General features: G+C 64.8%; 18 protein-coding genes. 6 read left to right on the forward strand and 12 right to left on the reverse strand.

The features are described 5' to 3' along the window. Positions 1–57: 57 nt before the first annotated feature. On the reverse strand, positions 58–1,185 hold the full coding sequence (gene dprA, locus AC3EDY_RS01320) for a DNA-processing protein DprA (protein ID WP_488570637.1): 1,128 nt from the start codon (positions 1,183–1,185) through the stop codon (positions 58–60). A gap of 8 nt (positions 1,186–1,193) precedes the next feature. After that, a complete protein-coding gene (gene plsY / locus AC3EDY_RS01325) occupies positions 1,194–1,835 on the reverse strand; it encodes a glycerol-3-phosphate 1-O-acyltransferase PlsY (RefSeq protein ID WP_488570638.1) in 642 nt (213 codons plus the stop codon). A 64-nt stretch (positions 1,836–1,899) separates the two neighbouring features. Here plsY and murI point away from each other — a divergent pair, with 64 nt between their 5' ends. From murI to AC3EDY_RS01340, 3 genes are all read left to right on the forward strand, one after another. Continuing rightward, positions 1,900–2,727, forward strand: a complete 828-nt coding sequence (gene murI / locus AC3EDY_RS01330; protein ID WP_488570639.1) for a glutamate racemase — start codon at positions 1,900–1,902, stop codon at positions 2,725–2,727. Between the two features lie 304 nt (positions 2,728–3,031). Further along, positions 3,032–4,258: a 5-aminolevulinate synthase gene (gene hemA / locus AC3EDY_RS01335; RefSeq protein WP_488570640.1), complete on the forward strand. Its 1,227-nt coding sequence runs from the start codon at positions 3,032–3,034 to the stop codon at positions 4,256–4,258. 281 nt (positions 4,259–4,539) lie between these two features. Beyond that, complete coding sequence (locus AC3EDY_RS01340; RefSeq protein ID WP_488570641.1) at positions 4,540–7,602, forward strand: TonB-dependent receptor domain-containing protein; 3,063 nt, start codon at positions 4,540–4,542, stop codon at positions 7,600–7,602. Positions 7,603–7,700: 98 nt separating this feature from the next. On the opposite strand, the gene AC3EDY_RS01345 is transcribed toward AC3EDY_RS01340, so the two are convergent. The 3 genes from AC3EDY_RS01345 to AC3EDY_RS01355 all read right to left on the reverse strand — a co-directional run bounded on the left by AC3EDY_RS01345 (position 7,701) and on the right by AC3EDY_RS01355 (position 11,635). Next, complete coding sequence (locus tag AC3EDY_RS01345) at positions 7,701–8,909, reverse strand: type III PLP-dependent enzyme (protein ID WP_488570642.1); 1,209 nt, start codon at positions 8,907–8,909, stop codon at positions 7,701–7,703. A 237-nt stretch (positions 8,910–9,146) separates the two neighbouring features. Next, positions 9,147–10,343: a carboxynorspermidine decarboxylase gene (locus AC3EDY_RS01350; protein WP_488570846.1), complete on the reverse strand. Its 1,197-nt coding sequence runs from the start codon at positions 10,341–10,343 to the stop codon at positions 9,147–9,149. Positions 10,344–10,429: 86 nt separating this feature from the next. Next, the gene (locus AC3EDY_RS01355) at positions 10,430–11,635 is read right to left on the reverse strand and encodes a saccharopine dehydrogenase family protein (RefSeq protein WP_488570643.1); all 1,206 of its coding nucleotides are present in this window, start codon (positions 11,633–11,635) and stop codon (positions 10,430–10,432) included. 248 nt (positions 11,636–11,883) lie between these two features. Here AC3EDY_RS01355 and AC3EDY_RS01360 point away from each other — a divergent pair, with 248 nt between their 5' ends. The 3 genes from AC3EDY_RS01360 (at position 11,884) to AC3EDY_RS01370 (ending at position 14,286) form a co-directional block, all read left to right on the forward strand. After that, positions 11,884–13,122 (forward strand): BtaA family protein, encoded by a 1,239-nt coding sequence (locus tag AC3EDY_RS01360; RefSeq protein ID WP_488570847.1) that lies wholly within the window; start codon positions 11,884–11,886, stop codon positions 13,120–13,122. 86 nt (positions 13,123–13,208) lie between these two features. Then, positions 13,209–13,820, forward strand: a complete 612-nt coding sequence (locus AC3EDY_RS01365) for a class I SAM-dependent methyltransferase (protein WP_488570644.1) — start codon at positions 13,209–13,211, stop codon at positions 13,818–13,820. 46 nt (positions 13,821–13,866) lie between these two features. Further along, positions 13,867–14,286 carry an MAPEG family protein gene (locus tag AC3EDY_RS01370; protein WP_488570645.1) on the forward strand — a complete coding sequence of 140 codons (420 nt, stop codon included), beginning with the start codon at positions 13,867–13,869 and terminating at the stop codon, positions 14,284–14,286. Between the two features lie 6 nt (positions 14,287–14,292). Here AC3EDY_RS01370 and AC3EDY_RS01375 read toward each other — a convergent pair whose 3' ends face one another. The 7 genes from AC3EDY_RS01375 to AC3EDY_RS01405 all read right to left on the reverse strand — a co-directional run bounded on the left by AC3EDY_RS01375 (position 14,293) and on the right by AC3EDY_RS01405 (position 22,414). Then, positions 14,293–15,498 (reverse strand): class I SAM-dependent RNA methyltransferase, encoded by a 1,206-nt coding sequence (locus AC3EDY_RS01375; protein WP_488570646.1) that lies wholly within the window; start codon positions 15,496–15,498, stop codon positions 14,293–14,295. After that, entirely contained in the window at positions 15,495–16,919 is a 1,425-nt protein-coding gene (locus AC3EDY_RS01380; RefSeq protein ID WP_488570647.1) for an NAD(P)H-hydrate dehydratase, read from the reverse strand. The genes AC3EDY_RS01375 and AC3EDY_RS01380 overlap by 4 nt, the downstream gene beginning before the upstream one ends. Continuing rightward, positions 16,900–17,256, reverse strand: coding sequence for a hypothetical protein (locus AC3EDY_RS01385; protein ID WP_488570648.1), 357 nt, complete (start codon positions 17,254–17,256; stop codon positions 16,900–16,902). Before AC3EDY_RS01385 ends, AC3EDY_RS01380 begins: the two co-directional genes overlap by 20 nt. Further along, positions 17,256–19,112, reverse strand: a complete 1,857-nt coding sequence (ilvD, locus tag AC3EDY_RS01390) for a dihydroxy-acid dehydratase (protein ID WP_488570649.1) — start codon at positions 19,110–19,112, stop codon at positions 17,256–17,258. The genes AC3EDY_RS01385 and ilvD overlap by 1 nt, the downstream gene beginning before the upstream one ends. Before the next feature lie 96 nt (positions 19,113–19,208). Further along, complete coding sequence (locus tag AC3EDY_RS01395; RefSeq protein ID WP_488570650.1) at positions 19,209–19,955, reverse strand: N-formylglutamate amidohydrolase; 747 nt, start codon at positions 19,953–19,955, stop codon at positions 19,209–19,211. Then, positions 19,952–20,749, reverse strand: coding sequence for a 4-(cytidine 5'-diphospho)-2-C-methyl-D-erythritol kinase (locus AC3EDY_RS01400; RefSeq protein WP_488570651.1), 798 nt, complete (start codon positions 20,747–20,749; stop codon positions 19,952–19,954). Before AC3EDY_RS01400 ends, AC3EDY_RS01395 begins: the two co-directional genes overlap by 4 nt. Positions 20,750–20,767: 18 nt before the next feature. After that, positions 20,768–22,414 carry an electron transfer flavoprotein-ubiquinone oxidoreductase gene (locus AC3EDY_RS01405; protein ID WP_488570652.1) on the reverse strand — a complete coding sequence of 549 codons (1,647 nt, stop codon included), beginning with the start codon at positions 22,412–22,414 and terminating at the stop codon, positions 20,768–20,770. Between the last annotated feature and the right edge of the window lie 103 nt (positions 22,415–22,517).

The following is a 22,517-nucleotide window of genomic DNA, read 5'->3' on the forward strand; positions in this document are numbered from 1 at the left end:
CGTGCGAGGGTGGAGGCGGGTGGCCCGTCGCGTCAAGACCCGCGTTTCACGATTTGCTCAGGCAAGCGAAACGCGTCCCCCGGCGTGGCGAACCAGGCGCCCGGCCAGTTCCAGTTCGATCAGCGCAAGCTGCACCGATCCGGCCGGCGCGCCGCTCTGCCGCACGATTTCATCCACCGCCACCGGTGCCGTGCCCAGCAAGGCGGCAATATCGGCGGGCGCGTCATCGGCCAGGGCATCGGCATCCATGGGCAGCGTCGGCGGTTCGTGGAAGGTGGAGCGCGGCGTGCCGGTGAAGCTTTCCAGCAGTTCGATCACGTCTTCCGGGGTTTGCACCAGAACCGCGCCGTCACGGATAAGCTGGTTGCAGCCTTGGCTACGCGTATCGAGCGGAGAGCCGGGAATGGCCATGATCTCGCGTCCCGCCTCTGCTGCCAGGCGCGCGGTGATCAGCGACCCGGATCTGGGTGCGGCTTCCACCACCACGGTGCCGGCGCACAGGCCCGCAATGATGCGATTGCGGCGCGGGAAATGGCGCGCCTGTGGCTCGGTGCCCGGGGGCATCTCCGCCAGCAGGATGCCTTGCGCCGCGATCTGGGCCTGAAGATCTGCGTTTTCAGGCGGATAGCTAGTGTCGAGGCCGCCCGCGATCACGCCGATCGTGCCGCCGCCCCGTGCCGCCGCGCTGGATACCAGCGCACCTTTGTGCGCCGCCGCGTCCACCCCGCGCGCCAGGCCGGATACGACGGCAAAACCGGCCGCTGCCAGCGCCGCGCCGAATTCGCGCGAAAGGCGCATCGCCCCGGCAGAGGCATTGCGTGCGCCCACCAGTGCCACGGCCGGCCGCGCGAGCAACGCCGCGTCGCCACGCATGGTCAGGATCGGTGGCGGTGCGTCGGTCTGCCGCAACAGGGCGGGATATTGCGGCGAATCGTGAAAAAGATAACGCCCGCCCAGCGCGCGCACCTTTGCCGTCTCGGCCGCCACGCGCGCGGCATCGGCAGGTCGATAGGGGGCGCCCCCACGCGCCGCCAGACCGGGCAAGGCCTCCACCGCCGCGCCCGCCGTGCCGAAGCGACGCAGCAACTGATAATAGGAAACCGGCCCCACGTTGGGCGAGCGCAGCAGGCGCAGCCGCGCCATTGCCTCGTCGGCGGAAAGCGTCGCTGCCGGGATTTCGTCCATGCCGGCCGTCATGCCCCGCTTTCGCCTCGGCTTTTCTTCCCGCCCACTTTCGGCTCCGTACCGGCAAGAAGGCGGGCGATATTGGCGCGATGGAGGAACACCACCAACACCGCGATCAGCACCAGCACCATGGCATGGCGGGCGTTACCGGTGGCCAGCGCGGCAAGCGGCGCGACGCATGCGGCCGCCATTCCGCCGACCGAGGAAATCCGCACCAGGGCCAGCACGCCCAGCCACACCGCCGCATAGGCAAGACCGATCGGCCATGCCAGGCCCAGAGCCACGCCCATCGTGGTGGCGACGCCTTTGCCGCCCTTGAACCGCAGCCAGACCGGAAAGCAATGGCCGAGCACCGCCGCCAGCGCCACCGGCCCTTCGCTGCCGGGCACCAGCGCCCGTGCCAGCCACACCGCAGCCGCACCTTTGAGCAGATCGAGCAGCAGTGTCGCGGCCGCCAGCCCTTTGCGCCCCGTGCGCAGGACATTGGTGGCGCCGATATTGCCCGATCCGATGGCACGCAGATCGCCCACGCCGGTTGCGCGGGTAAGAATCAGGCCGAACGGGATCGAGCCGAGCAGATAGGCGAGCGCGCAGGCGGCAAGGACGAAATAGTGGGTCACGCTGCCGCTCTTAGCCGCGCGCGCAGCCATCCGGAAGGTGGCACAAGGCGGCAGGCCTTCCCTTTTTGCCACCACTATCGCTAGAACCGCGCCGATGAATGCCACAGCCTCCGTTCCCGCCGTGCCGCCATCGGCCGATGCGCCGATCCTTCTGTTCGATTCCGGCGTGGGCGGGCTGTCCGTTCTGGCCAGGCTGCGCCAGGTTCTGCCCCAGGCGCCGGTCATCTATGTGGCCGACAATGCCGGCCTGCCCTATGGCACCAAGACCGAGGCACAGATCGCTGCGCGCGTTTCGGGGCTGCTGGGCCGGCTGACCGAGCGGCTGCGACCGCGCCTGGTCTGCATTGCCTGCAATACGGCTTCCACGATCGCCCTTGCCTCGGTGCGCGATGTGCTGGAAGTGCCGATCGTCGGCACCGTGCCGGCGATCAAGCCGGCCGCTGCCATGACCAGGACCGGCGTGATCGGGCTGCTGGGCACGCAAGCCACCATTCGCCAGGGCTATGTCGATCGGCTGGAGGCCGAATTTGCGGCAGACAAGCGCCTGTTGCGCCATGGCGCGCCCGAACTGGTCGCTGCGGCCGAAGCGCGGCTGCGCGGGCACATCGCCGATCCAGCCGTCTTTGCCCGCGCGGCAGAGGCCCTGCACGATCAGGACGGCGGCCGCGCCATCGATACGGTCGTGCTTGCCTGCACGCATTTCCCGCTGATCGAGCCGGAACTGGCGCAGGCATTCGGCCCGGGCGTGCGCTTTGTCGATGGTTCGGACGGCATTGCCCGGCGGATCGCCTTTCTCACCCAGGGCCAGGCCTTTGCCCGGCGTGCGGCCGATATCGCACTGTTTACCCTTATGGACGATGCGGTTGCGGAACTGGCTCCGGTCCTCTCGGGCTATGGGCTTGCGCTCGGGGGTAAGGCCTGAAGCCCGGGGGCGGCGGCCGCTTTTGCGCTTATCCGATACCGAAGTATGACAGCCCCGATCACAGATGGCGCAAAAGTCACTTGGCAAGACTTCGTCTGGGAGAGTAGAAGCCCGATCAAATGATCGCGCCGGATGCTTATGAGGAAAGGCCGCGAACAAAGGACGGGATTAACCAGGATCAGCCCAGGTCGTTCATCGCTGGGCGGGTTCGATTGCGGTAAAGCGGCAGGAAAACCTGGCAAGGATACGGCCGCCCGGCCGCGCTTCCAAGCAGAGCGATCCGGGCGTGAAGGAGCAGCAGGCAGTGAATTACGACCAGATTTTTGATGCTGCCATCGATCGCCTGCATTCCGAAGGTCGTTACCGTGTTTTCATCGATATCCTGCGCAACAAGGGCGCCTATCCCAACGCGCGCTGCTTTGCCGGCCACAACGGCCCCAAGCCCATCACCGTCTGGTGTTCCAACGATTATCTCGCCATGGGTCAGCACCCCAAAGTCGTCGCCGCCATGGAAGAAGCGCTGCACGACGTCGGGGCCGGTTCGGGCGGCACCCGCAATATCGGCGGCAACACGCATTATCACGTCGATCTCGAGGCTGAGCTGGCCGATCTGCATGGCAAGCAGGGGGCATTGCTGTTTACGTCGGGGTATGTTTCCAACGACGCGACGCTGTCGACCCTGGCCAAGATCCTGCCCGGCTGCGTGATCTTTTCCGATGAACTGAACCATGCCAGCATGATCGCCGGCATCCGCAACTCGGGGGCGGAGAAACGTGTTTTCCGCCATAACGACGTCGAACACCTTGAGCAGCTTCTGGCCGAGACCGACCCGGCGCTGCCCAAGCTGATCGCGTTCGAAAGCGTCTATTCGATGGATGGCGACGTGGCGCCGATCCACGCGATCTGTGACCTGGCCGAAAAGTACAACGCGCTCACCTACATCGACGAGGTGCACGCGGTGGGCATGTACGGCCCGCGCGGCGGCGGCATTACCGATCGCGACGAGGCAGCCCACCGCATCGACATCATCGAAGGCACGCTGGGCAAGGCCTTTGGCGTGATGGGCGGATATATCGCCGCTGACAGCCGGATCATCGACGTGATCCGCTCCTATGCCCCCGGCTTCATTTTCACGACCTCGCTTTCGCCCGTCCTGGTCGCCGGCGTGCTCGCCTCGGTGCGCCATCTCAAGTCCTCGAGCGTGGAACGCGAGGCCCAGCAAGCCGCCGCCGCGACGCTCAAGCGCCTGTTCCGCGATGCCGGGCTGCCGGTGATGGACAGCACCACGCATATCGTGCCGCTGATGGTGGGCGATCCCGTTCGCGCCAAGAAGGTATCCGACATTCTTCTGGCCGAATACGGCGTCTACGTGCAGCCGATCAATTTCCCCACCGTTCCCCGCGGCACCGAGCGTTTGCGCTTCACCCCTGGGCCTGCCCATACCGAGACAATGATGGAAGACCTGACGCGCGCTCTGGTCGAGATCTGGGAGCGACTCGAACTGGAAACGGCGCAACGCCGGGCGGCCTGATTCGATCTGCCGACGCAAGCAGGGAAATGGCGCGTCGAGCGCGCGCCCTGGCCATCCATCCCTGCTGTAAAATATTGGCGCACCGATAACGCCCGCCCTCCGCCGTACGTTCGGCATGTCCGTGCTGCATTATGACGGTTTGCGTCTCCAATTAACAAATCATAATGTAGTGTAACATAAACACAACAGCCTGGTAAGCTATGGAAGAAATTCCATAAAATTGTTGCATTCGAACATCTGTGCGTCAAATTTAGTCCCACATGTAACAACATGAGGGCTTTATGATCGCGATGTCCTTCTCGCAGCGCCGTCTGCGCGCTTTGGCTGCCACAGTGTCGATGGTCCTGCCGCTGGCATGGAGTGGCATGGCGCAAGCGCAATCCACCGACGCCGTACCTGCTCCACGATCCATGCCCGGCGAACCGCCAGCCCCGACGCCGGCGGAGGAAATCGTCGTCACCGGATCGCGCATCGCCAGGGCGCCGATCACCGATCAGCCGGTCGCAACACTGGACAGCACGCTGATCGAACAGCGCGGCTTTACCAACGTTGGCCAGGCATTGTTGCAATTGCCCGGTTTCGGCGTGCCCGCCAATAGTGTCGCCGGCACGCAAGGTAGCTATGGCGCCGGCCAGACGTTTGCCAACCTTTACAACCTGGGTTCGCAGCGCACGCTCACGCTGGTCAACGGCATGCGCTTCGTCAGCCCGGCGTCCTCCTCGATTTTCGGGGCCGTGGCCGGCAACCCTGTCGATCTTGGGCAGATCGCGCCCTCTCTGGTGGATAGGATCGAAGTGGTCTCGGTCGGCGGTGCGCCGATCTATGGCTCGGATGCAATCGCCGGCACTGTCAACGTCCTGCTCAAGAAGAACTATCAGGGGGCCGAACTCAATGCTTCGACCGGCATCTCGCAACATGGCGACGGGCAGAACTATAATTTTTCCGCTCTTGTTGGAAAGAACTTCGGCGAAGGCCGCGGCAATATCACCGCCAACTTCTTCTACGATCGCCAGTACGGCATCGCTGGCTATCAGCGCCCGACAAATTTCGGCGGCTCGTCCTCGTTCTTCGGCACCTCCGTTCAGCCGTCGAACTATGCCCAGCAGCTTTATGGCGGTGGGCAGCGCTACAACGTCTTCACCAACACCGGCATGCCCATGGTCAGCGACAGCCTGCCCGTTCTGAGCGGGCAGTCATTCGGGGCAATCACCAATTCCGCCGGTCAGGCGCTCTATTTCAACCGTTCGGGCCAGTTGGTTCCGTTCGGCAATGGCCAGTTGACCGGTAGCAGCCTCTATCAAGCCGGCGGGGACGGTTTCGCGATCAGCGATTACAGCAATTTCCTGGTCGATTCGGAACGCTATCAGGGCACCGTGCTGGCACACTACGATTTCAGCGACAATATCCATTTCAACGGCGAAGTCTGGTTCAGCCGCAACTATGCCACGAACGTGGCGGACCAGCCGTTCTACAATACGGCGTTATTCGCGAACGCCGGTGAGACCAACGGAAACCTCGTTCTCAGCACGGCCAATCCCTATCTGAGCGCTGCCGATCGTGCGACGATTATCAGCAACCTTGCAGCAGCGGGACAGGACACCGGCACGTTTTACCTCGCCCGCGCGAATACCGATCTTGCCACCGGCGCGTTCCGTACCGGCACTGATCTCTTGCGGTTCGTGGGTGGCGTGAGTGGCGATTTCACGCTTGGCGACCGCAAGTTCTCTTGGGAAATCAATGCGACTTATGGCCGTGTCATATCTCGCACAACATCGCGTGAAATCGTGACCCAGAATTACAACAATGCACTCAATGCCACTACCGATGCCAGCGGCAACATTGTGTGCGCCCCGGGCTATACCAATTCGCCTTATCCCACGATCAGCAGCACTTGTGCGCCGCTGAACGTTTTCGGCGTGAATCAGGCAAGCCAGGCGGCACGGGATTACATCACGGCGATCGCCCAGACCCGCCAGATCAACAAGCAGTCCGACATTATCGCCGATATCAAGGGCGACATGTTCAAGCTGCCGGGCGGATTGGTCAAGTTCGTGCTAGGGTACGAACGCCGCTATGAAAGCGCCAGTTTCGAACCTGGCGCCTTTTACAGAGGTCAGGACAATGGCGATGGCACCCGGACGCAGTACGGCAACTCCATCCCGATCGAGGCTGTCGCGGGCAGCTACTACACCAACGAAGGATTCGCAGAACTCGATCTGCCGGTCATTTCGGCCGACAACAACGTGCCGGCGGTCTACCGGCTCGATCTCAATGCTGCCGGGCGTTACGTGAACAACAGCATGACCGGCGGGTTCTGGACCTATACCGGCGGCGCCACCTATGCCCCGGTTCAGGCGCTGACATTGCGCGGAAACTATACCCGATCGTTCCGCGCGCCTGCCATCACCGAGCTATTTGCACCCACCAGTTCGATCTTCAACACGGCCGACGACCCCTGCGATGCCCGCTTCATCAATCAAGGTCCCAACCCGACGCGGCGCGCGGCAAACTGCGCAGCGGCCGGCCTTCCCGCCAACTTCACGTCGAATGTAGCCGATTACACGGCCCAGGGTACTTCGGGCGGCAATCCCAATCTGCAGAACGAAGTGGCAAACAGCTGGACTATTGGCGGGGTCTTCCAGCCCAGCTTCATACCCGGTCTTTCGATCACCGCGGATTACGTGAACATCAAGCTCCGCAACAAGATCGAGAACCTGGGCCTGACTGACCTGATGAACGCCTGCTATGACTCGGCCACCGGATCGAGCAGCTACTGCAACACCTTCACCCGCGACGCCAACGGCCAGGTGACCAGCTTTACCGAGGGGAATTACAACATTGGGCTGGAAGTGTTTCGCGGCCTGCAAACCTCAGCCAAGTTCAATCTGCCGCTCGAACGACTGGGCCTGAGGGCGTCTGCCGGCACATTGATGTTCGATTTCAATTATCTGCACACGTTCCGCCACTATTATCAGATTGGCGAGGGCGACCTGACCAGAACATCAGGCTCGATCGGCGAACCAACGGACAATTTTACGGCGACGGCAAACTACGTCACGCGCAAGTTCAACTGGCTGTGGCAGGCAACGTACTATGGCCCGTCGCGCGTTTCCGTGAATTCCGATGACTCGGTTTATGAGTATTCAAGAGTCAACGCCTATGTGCTGTTCAACACCGCGCTTGGCGTCAACGTAAACGACAGGTTCAGCATCAGGCTTAACGTGAACAACGTGTTCAACCGTAACGTGCCGTTCCCCTATCGCATTACCACCACCAGCACGACCCGCTATTTCGACGCGATCATGGGCCGGTATTTCCGTATTACGACGGGGGTGAAATTCTGAAAATCGTTCTGCGCGGAGGCCAGCCTGCCGCGCAGAATGAAAAGAGCCCTGCCGAACATCCCCGGCAGGGCTTTTCTCCTACGACGCAATTTGCCTATTCAGCGCAACGACACCACGTTGTCGCCGGCGCGCTTGGTGCGCCGGGTGCCGTTGTACTGGCTGGCCATCGGCTCGTCGGCAACGGTATAGGTTTCCACCGCTTCGAAGCCGTTGAACGCCGTCTTCATTGCCGCGCCATAGGCGCCGAGCATGCCGATCTCGATATAGTCGCCCACGCGGACGTCGGCGGGCAGCGGAAACGGCCCTTCCATATAGTCCATGTCGTCGCAGGTGGGGCCATAGAAGCTGAAATCTTCCGCCTGGACCAGTCCGCCGGCATCGATGTCCGCCCCGTCGCGCAGCAGGCGCACGGGAAAACGCCAGCCTACGTGCGCGGCATCGAACAGCGCGCCATAAGCGCCGTCGTTGATGAACAACTCGTTCTCGCGGCGCTTTTCCACGCGCACGATCATCGAGTTGTATTCGGCGCAGAGCGCACGGCCCGGCTCGCACCACAGTTCGGCCGAATAGGACACCGGCAGCGATTCGTACGTGCGGTCGATCAGCGCGAAATAGTCTTCGAGCGGCGGCGGCTCCATGCCGGGATAGACCGACGGGAACCCGCCGCCGACATCGATGATGTCCACGGTCACCGCTGCATCGACGATCGCCGCGCGAGCCTTTTCCAGAGCCAGGACATAGGCATGCGGGCTCATCGCCTGGCTGCCGACATGGAAGCAGACGCCCAGGCAATCGGCAAGCTGGCGCGTCTGCTGCAAAAGCTCGCGCGCGTCGACCAGATCGCAGCCGAATTTGGAAGCCAGGCTCAACTCGGAATGTTCCGACGAAACGCGCAGACGCACGCACAGCGTAAGGTCGCTGGCATTGCCGGTCGCTTCGCGGATCTTCTCCAGCTCGTCGAGCGAATCGAGGCTGAACGTGCGCACGCCGAACGTATGATAGGCCTCGGCAATGGCCCGCGGTGCCTTGACCGGGTGCATGAAGCACAGCGTGGCATCGGGCAGCGTTGCACGCACCAGCTTGACCTCGGCGATCGAGGCCACGTCATAATGCGTCACGCCGGCATCCCACAGCACGCGCAGGAGATCGGGCGAAGGGTTGGCCTTGACCGCATAGAGCGACTTGCCCGGAAACTTCTCGACAAAGAAGCGGGCGGCGCGCGCAGCTGCATGCGGGCGGTTCAGAATGGCGGGTTGGTCAGGCGCGGTGGCGCGAACTACAGCCCGTGCATCAGGATGAATGTGCAACTCAAGGGACCCCCAAACGGAACGTTGAACAAAAGCTGCCTTGCGGTTTGGAAGTCCCCATGGGGCAGCGAGGAAGCGCTAAATAAGGCGAAGGGGGGGAACTTCAAGCGAAAAAATTCCCGTTTCACAAATCTGTCACATTCGCTTCCGCCGATCGGCGCGGCCAAGCCCCGGCCAGTCGCAGGGGATCAGTTGATGGAAACGCTCAAAATTTTGATTTTCAATGCTATTTCCCCATCAGCTCAAGCGATCGCGAAAATCTTCGTAAGCGAACTTGCGGACGAGATCGAGCTGGTCGCTGGCGCTGTCCCACAGCCAGATCGAAGGCAACGGGACGCCGTTGAACGTGGTGGTCTTGACCATCGAGTAATGCGCCTGATCCAGAAACGCGAAACGCGTGCCTGGCTCGGCCGGCACGCTCATCCGGTAGTCGCCGATCACGTCGCCGGCGAGGCACGACGGCCCGCCCAGCCGTACCGGGGCGTCCCCTGCCCCGTCCTCGTATTCGTCGATCGGCAGTTCGCCGAGCATCGCGGGGCGATAGGGCGCCTCGATCACGTCGGGCATGTGACAGGTGGCGGATATGTCGGTGATGGCGATATCCATGCCGTTCCAATGCCGATCGAGTATCGTGCCCACCAGAATGCCGGCGTCGAGAGCCACCGCTTCTCCCGGCTCGAGATAGATCTCGCAGCCGGTTCGCGCCTTGGCATCGCGCAGAAATTCCACCAGATCGTCACGCTGGTAATCGGCCCGCGTCACGTGGTGGCCGCCACCGAAGTTAAGCCAGGTCAACCGGTCCAGAAACGGTGCGATACACGGATGAAGCGCGTCCCAGGTGCGGCGCAGCGGCGCGAAGTCCTGCTCGCACAGGGTGTGGAAATGCAGGCCCGAAACGCCTTCCAGATGCTCGGCACGCAACTGGTCCACCGGAAAGCCCAGCCGGGAATGCGGCGCGCAAGGATCATAGCGCGGCACTTCGCCCTCGGCATGGAGCGGATTGATGCGCAGGCCCACGTCGAAACGCTTGCCGGCGGCACGCGCCGCTTCCAGCACGGGCGCGAACCGCGCGATCTGGAACGGTGAATTGAAAATGACGTGATCGGAAAGCGCGCAGATCTCGGGCAGGTCCTCTGCCTTGTAAGCCGCGCAATAAGTGGCGATCTCGCCCCGGTAATGCTCGGCCGCCAGCTTGGCTTCCCACAAGCCGGACGTGCACACGCCATCGAGGTACTCGCCCACGATCGGCGCCACCTGCCACATCGAAAAGGCCTTGAGCGCGGCGAGCACTTTGATGCCCGCGCGATCGCGGATGTCGGCAAGCGTCGCCAGATTGCGGCGCAATGCCTGGACATCCACGACGAATGCGGGGCTATCGACCCGCCCCAGGTCGAAATGGGCAAAGGCGCCCGGATCGCCGGCTCTGGTTTCCACTGGATACTGGCCTTTCATTTGGCAGGAATGGCAACGCGCCACGCCAGCAGTCGATCAGGGCGATCCCGCAAGACCTGGTCGGGCGATCAGAACGGCAGCGGCCCCGCCAGTTCCTTCACCTGCCAGGGCAGCCCGTGCCGGTTGAGCATGTCCATAAACGGATCGGGATCGAGTTGTTCGATGTTGAACACCCCTTCCCCCTTCCACAGCCCCTGCACCACCAGCGCCGCGCCGATCATCGCCGGAACACCGGTGGTATAGCTGATCGCCTGGTTGCCGGTTTCGGCATAGGCCTCTTCATGATCGCAGATGTTGTAGATGTAGAACGTCTTTTCGACGCCATCCCTGGTGCCCGTGGCAATATCGCCGATGTTGGTCTTGCCCTTGGTCGTCGCGCCGAGCGAGGCCGGTTCCGGCAGCACGGCCTTGAGGAACTGGAGCGGAACGATTTCCTTGCCTTCATAGACGACCGGATCGATCCGCGTCATGCCCACGTTCTGCAGCACGGTGAGATGGGTGATATAGGCATCGCCGAACGTCATCCAGAACCGGATCCGCTCGATTTCCGGCAGATGCGTCTTCAGGCTTTCGATTTCCTCATGATACATGAGATACATGTTCTTGGGGCCGACCCCTTCGAAATCGAATTGCTGGCGAATGGTCAGGGCCGGGGTTTCCACCCATTCGCCGTTCAGCCAGTGACGCGCCGGGGCGGTCACTTCGCGGATGTTGATTTCGGGGTTGAAGTTGGTGGCGAAAGCCTGGCCATGGTCGCCGCCGTTGCAATCGAGAATGTCGAGCGTGCGGATCGTGTCGAGCTTGTGCTTCTTGAGCCACGTGGCGAAGACAGACGTGACGCCCGGATCGAAACCCGATCCCAGGAGAGCCATCAGACCCGCTTCCCTGAACCGGTCCTGATAGGCCCACTGCCATTTGTATTCGAACCGGGCCTCGTCGCGGGGCTCGTAGTTGGCAGTGTCCATGTAATGGACGCCCCCCGCCAGACAGGCATCCATGATGGCAAGATCCTGATAAGGCAACGCCAGGTTGACGACGAGCACCGGGTTCACTTCGCGGATCAGGGCGGTTGTGGCCGCCACGTCGTCCGCGTCGATCTGATAGGTGGCAATATCGACGCCGGTGCGTTCCTTTACCGAGGCGGCGATCGCATCGCACTTGCTCCTGGTGCGGCTGGCAAGCGCGATACCGGTAAAGATATCGGTATTCATCGCCATCTTGTGAACCGCGACCGAGCCGACGCCGCCGGCGCCAATCACAAGAACCTGAGCCATGGTCACTCCATCATTCGCAAAAACAGGGTATCGGCCCGCCCGGTATGGGCCGGGCGGCCGTGGCACGCCGCAATAGGACAAGGAAATGACAAACCCAAGTCCTCATTCATGCCGCGGGCTGCGCGCCAAAGCGGCATTCGTCCGCTGCCCGGCGGCGGTTTTCCGCGCATCCCGCCAAAATTGCCATATAACCGCAACGCCACTGCCTTAAAACCGCCGCAACCCTTTCGAACGTGAAAGACAAGCTTATGGAATTGCAAAAGAATCGGGCGGATACCAATAGCAGCAACCCGATCACCCGCTCCGTCGTCCGCAAGGGTACGGGCGTGGCTCACCGCTTGCTTGACCACGCGTTCGCCTTTGCCTTTCGCGGCCTCGTCTATGCCCAGATCTGGGAAGACCCGGAAGTGGACATGGAGGCTTTGCAGATCCGCCCCGACAGCCGCATCGTGGCGATCGCCAGCGGCGGCTGCAACGTGCTATCGTATCTGGTGGCCGATCCCGAAAGCATCACGGCCGTCGATCTCAACACGGCGCACATCGCGCTCAACAAGCTCAAGCTTGCGGCCGCGCAGGGCCTGCCCGATCATGCGCAGTTCCACCGCTTTTTCGCCCAGGCCGACAGCCCGGCCAATATCGCCGCCTATCGCCAACACCTGGTGCCCCTGCTCGACGAGCCGACGCGGCGCTATTGGGAAGGCCGCGATCTGATCGGCCGCCGGCGCATTGGCGGTTTCACCAAGGGCATCTACAAGCGGGGCCTGCTTGGCAATTTCATCGGCGTCGCCCATCTGCTGGCCAAGCTTTATCGCATCGACCTGGCCCAGATTCTCGCCGCGCCCACGCAGGAAGCCCAGCGTGCCGTTTTCGAGCGCGAGCTGGCGCCGGTGTTCGACAAGCGTTTCGTCCGCTGGCTGACCGATCAGCCCGCCGCGCTTTTCGGCCTTGGCATTCCGCCCGCCCAGTTCGACGCGCTGGCCGGCGACGAGCCGATGGCCCAGGTCCTGCGCCGCCGCCTGGAAAAGCTGGCCTGCGACTTCCCCGTCGAGGAAAACTATTTCGCCTGGCAGGCCTTTGCCCGCGGCTATGCCCGCGACAGCCAAGGGCCGCTGCCGCCCTATCTGCGCGCCGCCAACTGGGAAACCGTGCGTGCGCGGGCCGGGCGGGTCACCGTGCTTCACGCCAATTTCACGGAACATCTCGCCACTCTGCCCGATGCCTCGCGCGATCGCTATGTCCTGCTCGATGCGCAGGACTGGATGACCGACGACCAGCTCAATGCCCTGTGGCGCGAGATCACCCGCACCGCCCGCCCGGGCGCGCGCGTGCTGTTCCGCACGGCCGCCCAGCCCACGCTGCTGCCCGGCCGCGTCACGCCCGACGTGCTGGATCGCTGGACCTATCACGAAACGGCCAGCGCCGGTTTCACCGCCCGCGACCGGTCCTCCATCTATGGCGGGGTTCACCTCTACGAGCTTGACGCGTGAGCACGCTGGCAGATCTAGGGGCAGATCGAGGGGCAGATCTAGGGGCAGATCCGGGGCCAGGCTCGGGGCGCGACCATGCCGCGCTCATGGACGCGATCTATCGCCGGCAGGTGCGCATTTACGATGCCACGCGCAAATACTATCTGTTCGGTCGTGACCGGTTGATCCGCCAGCTTGACGCGCCGCCCGGCGCGCGTGTTCTGGAACTGGGCTGCGGGACCGGCCGCAATCTCGCACTGATCGCCCGGCGCTGGCCCGGCATGCGGTTGCACGGCATCGATATCTCCAACGAAATGCTGACTGCGGCATCGGCCCGGCTGGGCCATGAGGCGCGCCTTGCTCTTGCCGATGCCAGCGGTTTCGATGCGGCTGGTCTGCTCGGCACGGCGCTGTTCGACCGGGTGGTGATTTCCTTTGCCCTGTCGATGATCCCGCCCTGGCGCGAAACGATCGCCCACGCGGTCGATCTTCTTGCCCCCGGCGGATCGTTGCACATCGTCGATTTCCACGATGCCCAGGGGCTACCCGGCCCGCTCCGCCGCGCCTTGCAAGCCTGGCTCGCCCGGTTCCACGTTTCGCCCCGCGTCGATCTTGCAGAAGTCTGCCAGGCTCTTGCGGCCCATGCCGGTCTGTCGTGCACGGTGCACACCGGACGGTTTGGATATTATCGCCTGGTGGTGCTGAGCCGGCCGCGCTAATCCAACCGGCATTGCCGGGAAGGAAAGGAACGCAATGCACGCGCCAATGCTCGCGCCCGCTGCCGTGTTGGTGCTATGGTCGCTGGCGATGCTGGTATGGCTGGCCGTCGGCCGTGCCGTGGCCGTCAAGCGCATGGGCAATCCACCCAAGTTGACGCCGGGTGGGCGGGGCCAGGATCTCGACCGCATCCTGCCGCCACATGCCGTCTGGCCCTCGCACAATTACAGCCACTTGATGGAGCAGCCCACGCTGTTCTACGCCGTGTCGCTGATCCTCGCCGTGCTGGGTGCCGGGCGGGCGGACGTGGTGCTGGCCTGGGCTTATGTTCTGCTGCGCGTGATCCACTCGCTATGGCAGGCGCGGATCAATACCATTCCGGTGCGCCTGTCGCTGTTTGGCCTGTCGACGCTGTGCCTCGGCGCTCTGGCCGTGCGCGCGGCGACGCTGGCCTTGAGCGGCCGATAACCCGGCTCAGCCCCCGCGCACGAACAGGCTGGCAAGCTCGACATGGGTGGACCAGCGAAACTGTCCCACCGCCTTGAGCGCGGCAAGGCGATAACCCCCGGCTGTCAGCGTGGCTGCATCGCGCGCCCAGCTGGCCGGATTGCAGCTGACATAGACCACGCGTCCCACGGTCGATGCGGCGATCTGGGCCACCTGTTCGCGCGCGCCGGCCCGTGGCGGATCCAGCAGCACGGCGGCAAAGCGATCAAGCTCTTCGGGGCGCAGAGGATTGCGGAACAGATCGCGATGCAGCGCGTGAACCGGGCGCCCCTGCATCCGCGCCGCCGCCTGGCAGGCGAGATGCGCCTCGCGTGCAGCCTCCACCGCCAGCACCTTGGTGCCGGGTCCGGCCAGCCCGAACGCGAAAGTGCCCAGCCCGGCAAAAAGGTCGGCCACCGTTGCGGCTCCGCCCAGCCATTCGCGCGCCGCGGCCAGCAATGCCGCCTCGCCGTCGGCCGTCGCCTGCAGAAACGCATCGACCGGCAGGCTTACGGCCGTCCCGCCCAGGGTTATCGTCGTCGGATCGGGCTCCCACAGGGTTTCCGGACCATAGCCGCTGTCCAGTGCCAGCCGCGCCAGCCGGTGCGCGCGGGCAAAGTCGAGCAATGCTTCGGTGCGTGCCAGGCTGTCGGCCGCCAGCCCGGAAAAGCCCAGTGCGATGCCCTGATCGGCAAGGGTCATGGTCACGTCCACGGCCAGCTTGCGGTCCTGCCAGCTTTCCAGCAGGCCGCGCAACGGCGCCACCAGGGCGAAAAGCGCGGGAGCGATCACATGGCATTCGCGCATGTCGACGATCTTGTGGCTGCCGCTTTCACGAAAGCCCAAAACCACCCGGCGGCCGATCGCCTGCGCATGCAGGGTGGCACGACGGCGGGTGCGCGGGTGCGAAAGATGGGCCGGTGCCGGCGCACCGGGATCGAGGCCCTGTCCACGAGCCGCGCCGCGCACCCGCTCTTCAACATAGGCGCGCAAGGCGTGTTCGGACAAGTGCTGCAACTGGCATCCCCCGCAGGCCGGGAAATGGCGGCAAGGCGGATCGACGTGATCAGGCCCGTGGGTAAGCGTGCCGTCGGCTTCGAGGACATCGCCGGGGGCCGACAGGGGGACATAGCGCCCGTCGGCCGTAGCCCCCTCGCCCTTGGCGGCAACGCGCACGATCGGGGACCCCGTCATGCCAGCGCCCGTTGCACGGCGCCCGTCACGGCATGGGCCAGTTCGCCGCTGGTGAAAGCAGGCCCTGCAAGTCGGGCGGCCTCGCCATGCAGCCACAACCCTTCGCGTGCGGCACGCAGGGGATCGCGCGACACGGCAAGGCGGCTTGCCACCGCGCCCGCCAGCACGTCGCCGCTTCCCGCCACGGACAGCCACGACGGCGGGCGCGGCGCCACTGTCACGCTGCCATCTGGCGCCGCGATCAGGCTATCGGGCCCTTTGAACACGACGACGGCGCCGGTAACCCGGGCCAGCGCCACGGCGCGCGCGGGGCGACTCGCTTGGCCCGAAAGCCCGAAACGTCGCTCCAGTGCCTGCATCTCTCCCTCGTGCGGCGTCAAAACCGTCGTTCCTTCCCGCAGTTGGCCCGGCACCAGCAAGACCAGCGCATCGGCATCGATCACCAGCGGCCGGCCCGCTGCGAGTGCCGCTGCCAGCGCGGCGGCCAGGCGTTCACGCGCGGCATCGTCGCGCCCCAGCCCTGGCCCTACCAGCACCGCGGCAAAACGATCGTCGGCCAGCACCTCGTGGACAGGTTCATGGCGCACCACCAGTTCCGGCGGCACTCCCGGCAATTCTGGGTGACCGGTCAGCACTTGAACATAGCCGGCGCCCGCGCGCTGGGCCGCGCTGGCAGCCAGAAGGGCCGCCCCGGGCATGGCGCCCGCCACGATGCCCAGCAAACCGCGCCGATACTTGTGCGCGTGCGCGGCCGGGGGCGCCAGAACGGGCCGTTCCAGCACGCGTGCCGCGCCGGGCACGCCCTCGATGCCGATGTCCACCAACCGCATCGCCCCCATCGTGGCGCACGCCGGCATAGCGAAATGGGCATGCTTCCACGCGCCAAGCGCCAGCGTGAGGTGCCAATCCGGCAGGCCTTCGTTCAGGCAAGCGCCACTGTCGCTGTCCACCCCACTCGGCACGTCCACCGCGATGCGATAGGGGTGCGTTGCCGCCAGCCCGTTCAGCACAGCCAGCGCATCGGGTTGCAAAGGCCGGGTCAGGCCGCTGCCGAACAGGCAATCGACCAGCACGCCGCCATCAGGCCGCGCCGCCCCGTCGCCAATCGGCCCGGCATAGAGACTGTACGCACGCTGCGCCGCGTCGGTTCGCGGTGCGCTGTGTGCCACCACCTGCACGGGCAGGCCCGCTTCGGCCAGATAGCGTGCGATGACATAGCCATCGCCGCCGTTGTTGCCTGGCCCGCACAGCACGGTCACGCGCCGTCCGGCCGCCACGCGGCGCACCCATTCCCCTGCGCCGCGCCCGGCTCGCTCCATCAGCGCGTCAACCCCGCTGCCGGCGGTGATCAGGGCATGCTCCGCCGCGCGCATCTGCGCGACGGTCAAAACCTGCGCTTGATCAGCGTTGCTGCCGGGCATCGGCTTTCACTTTTGCCGGAAAGCGATAGCGGTCGCTTCCAACGGCCACTTCCAGGCGCCCGTCGGCCAGCCAGGCGACGCGCGCCGGCAGCACGCCATCGGCCGCCACCACGCCGCGCCCGTCATCCACTTTGAGCAGGCGCCGAAATCCGCCACCGGGATGATGCACCACCAGCAGGCGCCGCGCGCCCTCGGTCGCCGGCTCCACTTTGCAGCCATGCGCAAAGGCGGTATCGTCGTCGGTCGCGCAGTCGATCGTCACCATGGGCGTTTCCGGGGCGCCTCTTCCGCAGGCCGCCAGCGCCGCGAGCGGCAACAGGGCGCCGGCCCGACGCATCAGCCCCGCTTCAATTGCGAAAGATCGCGCACCGCCCCGCGCGAAGCGCTCGTGGTCATCGCGGCATAGGCCTGAAGCGCGACCGAGACCCGGCGCGCGCGGGGTTTGGCCGGCTGCCACGCGTCGGCACCCCTGGCTTCCATCGCGGCGCGACGACGCGCCAATTCCTCGGCCGGCACCTGCACGTCGATCGTGCGGCGGGGAATGTCTATCGCAATCATGTCCCCGCTTTCCACCAGGCCGATATCGCCGCCCTCTGCCGCCTCGGGTGAGATATGGCCGATGGAAAGGCCCGAACTGCCCCCCGAAAAGCGCCCGTCGGTCACCAGCGCGCAGGCCTTGCCCAGCCCCTTGGATTTCAGATAGCTGGTGGGATAGAGCATTTCCTGCATGCCCGGCCCGCCCTTGGGCCCTTCATAGCGGATCAGCACCACGTCGCCTTCCACCACCTGGCCGGTAAGGATGGCGGTAACCGCGGCATCCTGGCTTTCATAGACCTTGGCCGGCCCCGTGAACGTCAGGATGCTTTCGTCCACGCCAGCGGTCTTCACGATGCAGCCGTCACGGGCGATGTTGCCGGTCAGAACGGCAAGGCCGCCATCCTGGCTGAACGCGTGGGCAGCGCTCCGGATCACGCCCTTTTCGCGATCGAGATCCAGTTCCGCCCAGCGGCGGCTCTGGCTGAACGCGGTCTGCGTGGGCACGCCACCAGGCGCGGCGCGATAGAATTCGCGAACCGAAGGCGCGTCGCTCTGCGCGATGTCCCAATGGGCCAGAGCCTCGCCCAGCGTGCGGCTGTGCACGGTAGGCGTATCGGTGTGCAGCAGGCCGGCCCGATCCAGCTCGCCCAGGATCGCCATGATGCCGCCGGCGCGGTGAACGTCTTCCATGTGCACGTCGTTCTTGGCAGGCGCCACTTTGGAAAGCACCGGCACGCGGCGGGACAGGCGGTCGATATCGGCCATGGTGAAATCCACGCCCGCTTCCTGCGCGGCGGCAAGCAGGTGCAGCACGGTGTTGGTCGAACCGCCCATGGCGATATCCAGGCTCATGGCGTTTTCGAACGCGCGGAAGTTGGCGATGGAGCGCGGCAGGGCGCTCTCGTCGCCCTCTTCGTAATAGCGCTTGCACAGGTCCATCACCAGGCGTCCGGCCTCCAGGAAAAGCCGCTGCCGGTCGGCATGCGTGGCGAGAGTCGATCCATTGCCCGGCAGCGACAGGCCCAGCGCCTCGGTCAGGCAGTTCATCGAATTGGCCGTGAACATGCCCGAGCACGAACCGCAGGTCGGGCAGGCCGAGCGTTCGATATCGGCCACTTCCTCGTCGCTGTAATTGTCGTCGGCGGCCACGACCATGGCATCGACCAGATCGAGCGCATGCTCCTTGCCGCGCAGCACCACTTTGCCGGCCTCCATCGGGCCGCCCGAAACGAACACGACCGGAATGTTGATCCGCATCGCGGCCATCAGCATGCCGGGGGTGATCTTGTCGCAGTTGGAAATGCAGACCATGGCATCGGCGCAATGGGCGTTGACCATGTATTCGACGCTGTCGGCGATCAAATCGCGGCTGGGCAGCGAATAAAGCATGCCGTCATGGCCCATGGCGATACCATCATCCACAGCTATAGTATTGAATTCCTTGGCTACACCCCCGGCGGCCTCGATCTCGCGCGCGACCATCTGGCCAAGGTCCTTGAGGTGAACGTGCCCTGGCACGAACTGCGTGAAGGAATTGACCACCGCGACGATCGGCTTGCCGAAATCGCCGTCCTTCATGCCCGTCGCGCGCCACAGCGCACGCGCGCCAGCCATGTTGCGGCCGTGGGTTGAAGTGCGGGAACGATAGGCGGGCATTTGCGGGTCTCCAGGGGTGCGAAGTTCGGGCGCCGCGCGGGCACGCGCAAAGCACGAGGCGATCCCACTACTCCACCACGCGGCACGCGTCCAAGGTTACGTTTGCGACTTTTGCGCGAGGCCGGCCAGCAATACGGGCAAAAGATGCGCGAGCCGATCGGCCCACTGCGCCTGCCCGGCGGCATCGGCGATCAGATCCTGGCGCAATTCCAGGCCCAGATAGGGCCGGCCCCGCGCTTCGGCATGACGGTTCATCGTCGCATTGAGCAGGCGCCCCGAATAAGGTTGCTGATCGCCCACGCACAGATCGGGCTCGGCATGGAGCCAATCCAGCGCCAGACGGGCCGCACGGGCATCTTCGTTGTACAGAACGCCAACATGCCAGGGGCGGGCTTGTGCGGGATCACTCGAAAGACGGGGCGTAAAGCTGTGCAGTGAAAGAATAAGTGCTGGTTCATAAGCGGCCAGAAGCCGATCCAGCGCAGCATGATAGGGGCGAAAGAACCGCGCCAGCCGCGCTTCCCGCCCGGCCTCGTCAAGGTCATTGCCCGGAATGGCATGGCCATCGCTCGCCACGGGGACGACCCCCGGGGCCTCTTCGCTACGGTTGAAATCGCATACCAGGCGGCTCACGCCGCCCAGAAAGGCAGCCACGCCGGGCTTGCGGGCCAAGAGGGCGCCGATTGCCGCCACACCGATGTCGATGGCCACGTGCTGTGCGAGCAAGGCCGGATCGATGCCCAGATCGATATCGGCCGGCACGTGGGCAGAAGCATGATCGGACACGATCAGCACCCCGCCGGCAACGGGTGTGCCCAGCACCATCCAGGCCTCCTCGCTCATCGCAAAGCCCCGGCCAGCGTCCACCAGTCGCGGGGCATGGCCGCCAGCGCGCGATCGCGCAGCGTGGCATCGTCATAAAGCGCAAAGCAGGTCGCGCCCGAGCCGGACATGCGCACCAGCCACGCGCCCGTCTGGCGCAATGCCGCCAGCACGTCGCCAATCTGCGGCACCAGGCACCGTGCCGGCGCTTCCAGGTCATTGCGCCCTTCGCCGGCAATCGCCCGCAGGTTTCCGGCTGGCAGAGGCCCGCGATCCACACCGTCCCATCCCGTGAACACGGGTCCGGTGGACAAGGCAATGCGTGGATTGACCAGCAACACCGGGCAGCCCGCCAGATCGTTGCCCACCGCGTCAAGCTCCGTTCCCGTGCCGCGCCCGATGCAGGCGCGGCTCGCCACGCAGGCCGGAACATCGGCACCCAGCGCGGCGGCGCGGGCGTGCCAGTCTTCGGGCAGACCCTGCGCCCGATCCACCAGCCGGAACACGGCCCCCGCGTCGGCCGAGCCCCCGCCCAGGCCCGCGGCCACCGGCAAGCGCTTTTCGAGCGTGACGGCCCAGCCCCGGCTGCGCGGCAGCGCGGTCAGCGCGCGAGACACGATATTTCCAGGCGGATCGGCCAGATCGTTACCGAACGCACCCGTTATCCGCAGGCTGTCCTGCGGCGCCGGCCTTACCGCCAGTTCGTCCCCCACGTCGACGAAAGCGAACGCGGTTTCAAGCGTGTGGTAGCCGTCCGGCCGCCGCGTGCGCACGTGCAGTGCCAGGTTGATCTTGGCATAGGCCGTTTCGCGCATGATGCGAACAAACCGCCGTTACATATTGGGATAATTGGGCCCGCCGCCGCCTTCGGGCGTAACCCAGTCGATATTCTGGGTCTTGTCCTTGATGTCGCATGTCTTGCAATGCACACAGTTCTGCGCGTTGATCTGCAGGCGCGGCGTGCCTTCCTCGAGACCCACGAACTCATAGACCCCGGCCGGGCAATAGCGTGCCTCGGGCCCGGCATAGAGCGGCAGGTTGACGCGCGTCGGCACTTCGGGATCTTTCAACACCAGATGGCACGGCTGGTCTTCCTCGTGATTGGTATACGAGAAGGACACGCTGGTCAGCCGGTCGAAACTGATCACGCCATCGGGCTTGGGATAGGCGATCGGCCGGTAAAGATCGGCGCGCTGGGTCGCCTCGGCATCGGAGTGATGGGCCAGGCCCTTGATCGGATTGATCCTGAGCACCCGTGCCCACATGTCGGCCCCGGCAAAGATCGTGCCCCAAGATCCGCCGAATTTCGAAACGAGCGGCTGCGCGTTCTGCACCAGCTTCAATTCCCTGGCGATCCAGCTTTGGCGCACGGCGGCATCGTATTCCACCATGTCGTCATGCTCGCGCCCGGCCGCGGCCGCCGCCACGATCGCCTCGGCGGCCAGCATCCCGCTTTTCATCGCGGTGTGACTGCCCTTGATGCGCGGCACGTTGACGAAGCCGGCCGAACAGCCGATCAGCGCTCCGCCCGGGAACGACAGGCGCGGCACCGATTGCCAGCCGCCTTCGTTGATCGCCCGCGCGCCATAGGCCACGCGGCGCCCGCCTTCCAGAATGGCACGGATTTCCGGGTGTTGCTTCCACCGCTGGAATTCCTCGAACGGATAAACGTAAGGGTTGGCGTAATCGAGCGCCGTGACGAAGCCCAGGGCAACCTGGTTGTCGGCCTGGTGATAGAGAAACCCGCCGCCCCAGGAATCGCTTTCCGAAAGCGGCCAGCCCTGGGTGTGGATCACCCGGCCCGGCACGTGCTTTTCGGGCGCGATCTCCCACAGTTCCTTGATGCCCAGGCCATAGACCTGGGGCTGGCAATCCCGCTCGAGATCGTAATGCTGCTTCAGGCGCTTGGTCAGGTGCCCGCGCGCGCCTTCGGCAAAAAGGGTATACTTGGCATGAAGTTCCATGCCGGGCTGGTAATCGGGCTTGCGGCTGCCATCCCTTGCCACGCCCATGTCGCCCGTGGCGACGCCGATGACGGCCCCGGCCTCGTTGAACAGGATTTCCGCGGCGGGGAAGCCGGGAAAGATTTCCACGCCCAGTTCGACGGCCTGATCGGCCAGCCAGCGACACAGGTTGCCCAGGCTGCCGGTATAATTGCCCTTGTTCGACATGAACGGCGGCATCGGCCAGTGCGGCAGCGCATATTTCCGGGTCTTGCTCAGCACCCAGTGCCAGTTGTCGGTCACCGGCACTTGCGCCATCGGGCAATCCATCGTGCGCCATTCGGGCAGCAGCTCGTCCAGCGCCTTGGGATCGACCACCGCGCCGGACAGGATGTGGGCACCGATTTCCGATCCCTTTTCCAGGATGCAGACCGAAAGACCGGGATCGAGCTGCTTCACCCTGATCGACGCGGCAAGGCCCGCCGGCCCGCCGCCGACGATCACCACATCATAAGGCATCGATTCCCGTTCGCTCATCGTCCGGCTCCATCGCCCCTGCCGCGGCGGGGCTGTTAATCACGCGATTATGCCGCGCAGCCTTGAAAGCTGCGGCGCCCAAGGTCAATAGGGTGCACATGAA

The sequence above is a fragment of the Novosphingobium sp. DS6-6 genome (assembly GCF_057784975.1).

Bases quoted from the DNA above. Each gene is read 5' to 3' on its own strand.
- AC3EDY_RS01355 (WP_488570643.1), bottom strand. From the start codon at position 11,635: ATGGCTCAGGTTCTTGTGATTGGCGCCGGCGGCGTCGGCTCGGTCGCG.
- plsY (WP_488570638.1), bottom strand. From the start codon at position 1,835: ATGGCTGCGCGCGCGGCTAAGAGCGGCAGCGTGACCCACTATTTCGTC.
- AC3EDY_RS01405 (WP_488570652.1), bottom strand. From the start codon at position 22,414: ATGAGCGAACGGGAATCGATGCCTTATGATGTGGTGATCGTCGGCGGC.
- murI (WP_488570639.1), top strand. From the start codon at position 1,900: ATGAATGCCACAGCCTCCGTTCCCGCCGTGCCGCCATCGGCCGATGCG.
- AC3EDY_RS01385 (WP_488570648.1), bottom strand. From the start codon at position 17,256: ATGCGTCGGGCCGGCGCCCTGTTGCCGCTCGCGGCGCTGGCGGCCTGC.
- AC3EDY_RS01400 (WP_488570651.1), bottom strand. From the start codon at position 20,749: ATGCGCGAAACGGCCTATGCCAAGATCAACCTGGCACTGCACGTGCGC.
- AC3EDY_RS01365 (WP_488570644.1), top strand. From the start codon at position 13,209: ATGGACGCGATCTATCGCCGGCAGGTGCGCATTTACGATGCCACGCGC.
- AC3EDY_RS01380 (WP_488570647.1), bottom strand. From the start codon at position 16,919: ATGCCCGGCAGCAACGCTGATCAAGCGCAGGTTTTGACCGTCGCGCAG.
- AC3EDY_RS01360 (WP_488570847.1), top strand. From the start codon at position 11,884: ATGGAATTGCAAAAGAATCGGGCGGATACCAATAGCAGCAACCCGATC.
- AC3EDY_RS01370 (WP_488570645.1), top strand. From the start codon at position 13,867: ATGCTCGCGCCCGCTGCCGTGTTGGTGCTATGGTCGCTGGCGATGCTG.
- dprA (WP_488570637.1), bottom strand. From the start codon at position 1,185: ATGGACGAAATCCCGGCAGCGACGCTTTCCGCCGACGAGGCAATGGCG.
- AC3EDY_RS01375 (WP_488570646.1), bottom strand. From the start codon at position 15,498: ATGACGGGGTCCCCGATCGTGCGCGTTGCCGCCAAGGGCGAGGGGGCT.
- AC3EDY_RS01340 (WP_488570641.1), top strand. From the start codon at position 4,540: ATGATCGCGATGTCCTTCTCGCAGCGCCGTCTGCGCGCTTTGGCTGCC.
- AC3EDY_RS01395 (WP_488570650.1), bottom strand. From the start codon at position 19,955: ATGAGCGAGGAGGCCTGGATGGTGCTGGGCACACCCGTTGCCGGCGGG.
- ilvD (WP_488570649.1), bottom strand. From the start codon at position 19,112: ATGCCCGCCTATCGTTCCCGCACTTCAACCCACGGCCGCAACATGGCT.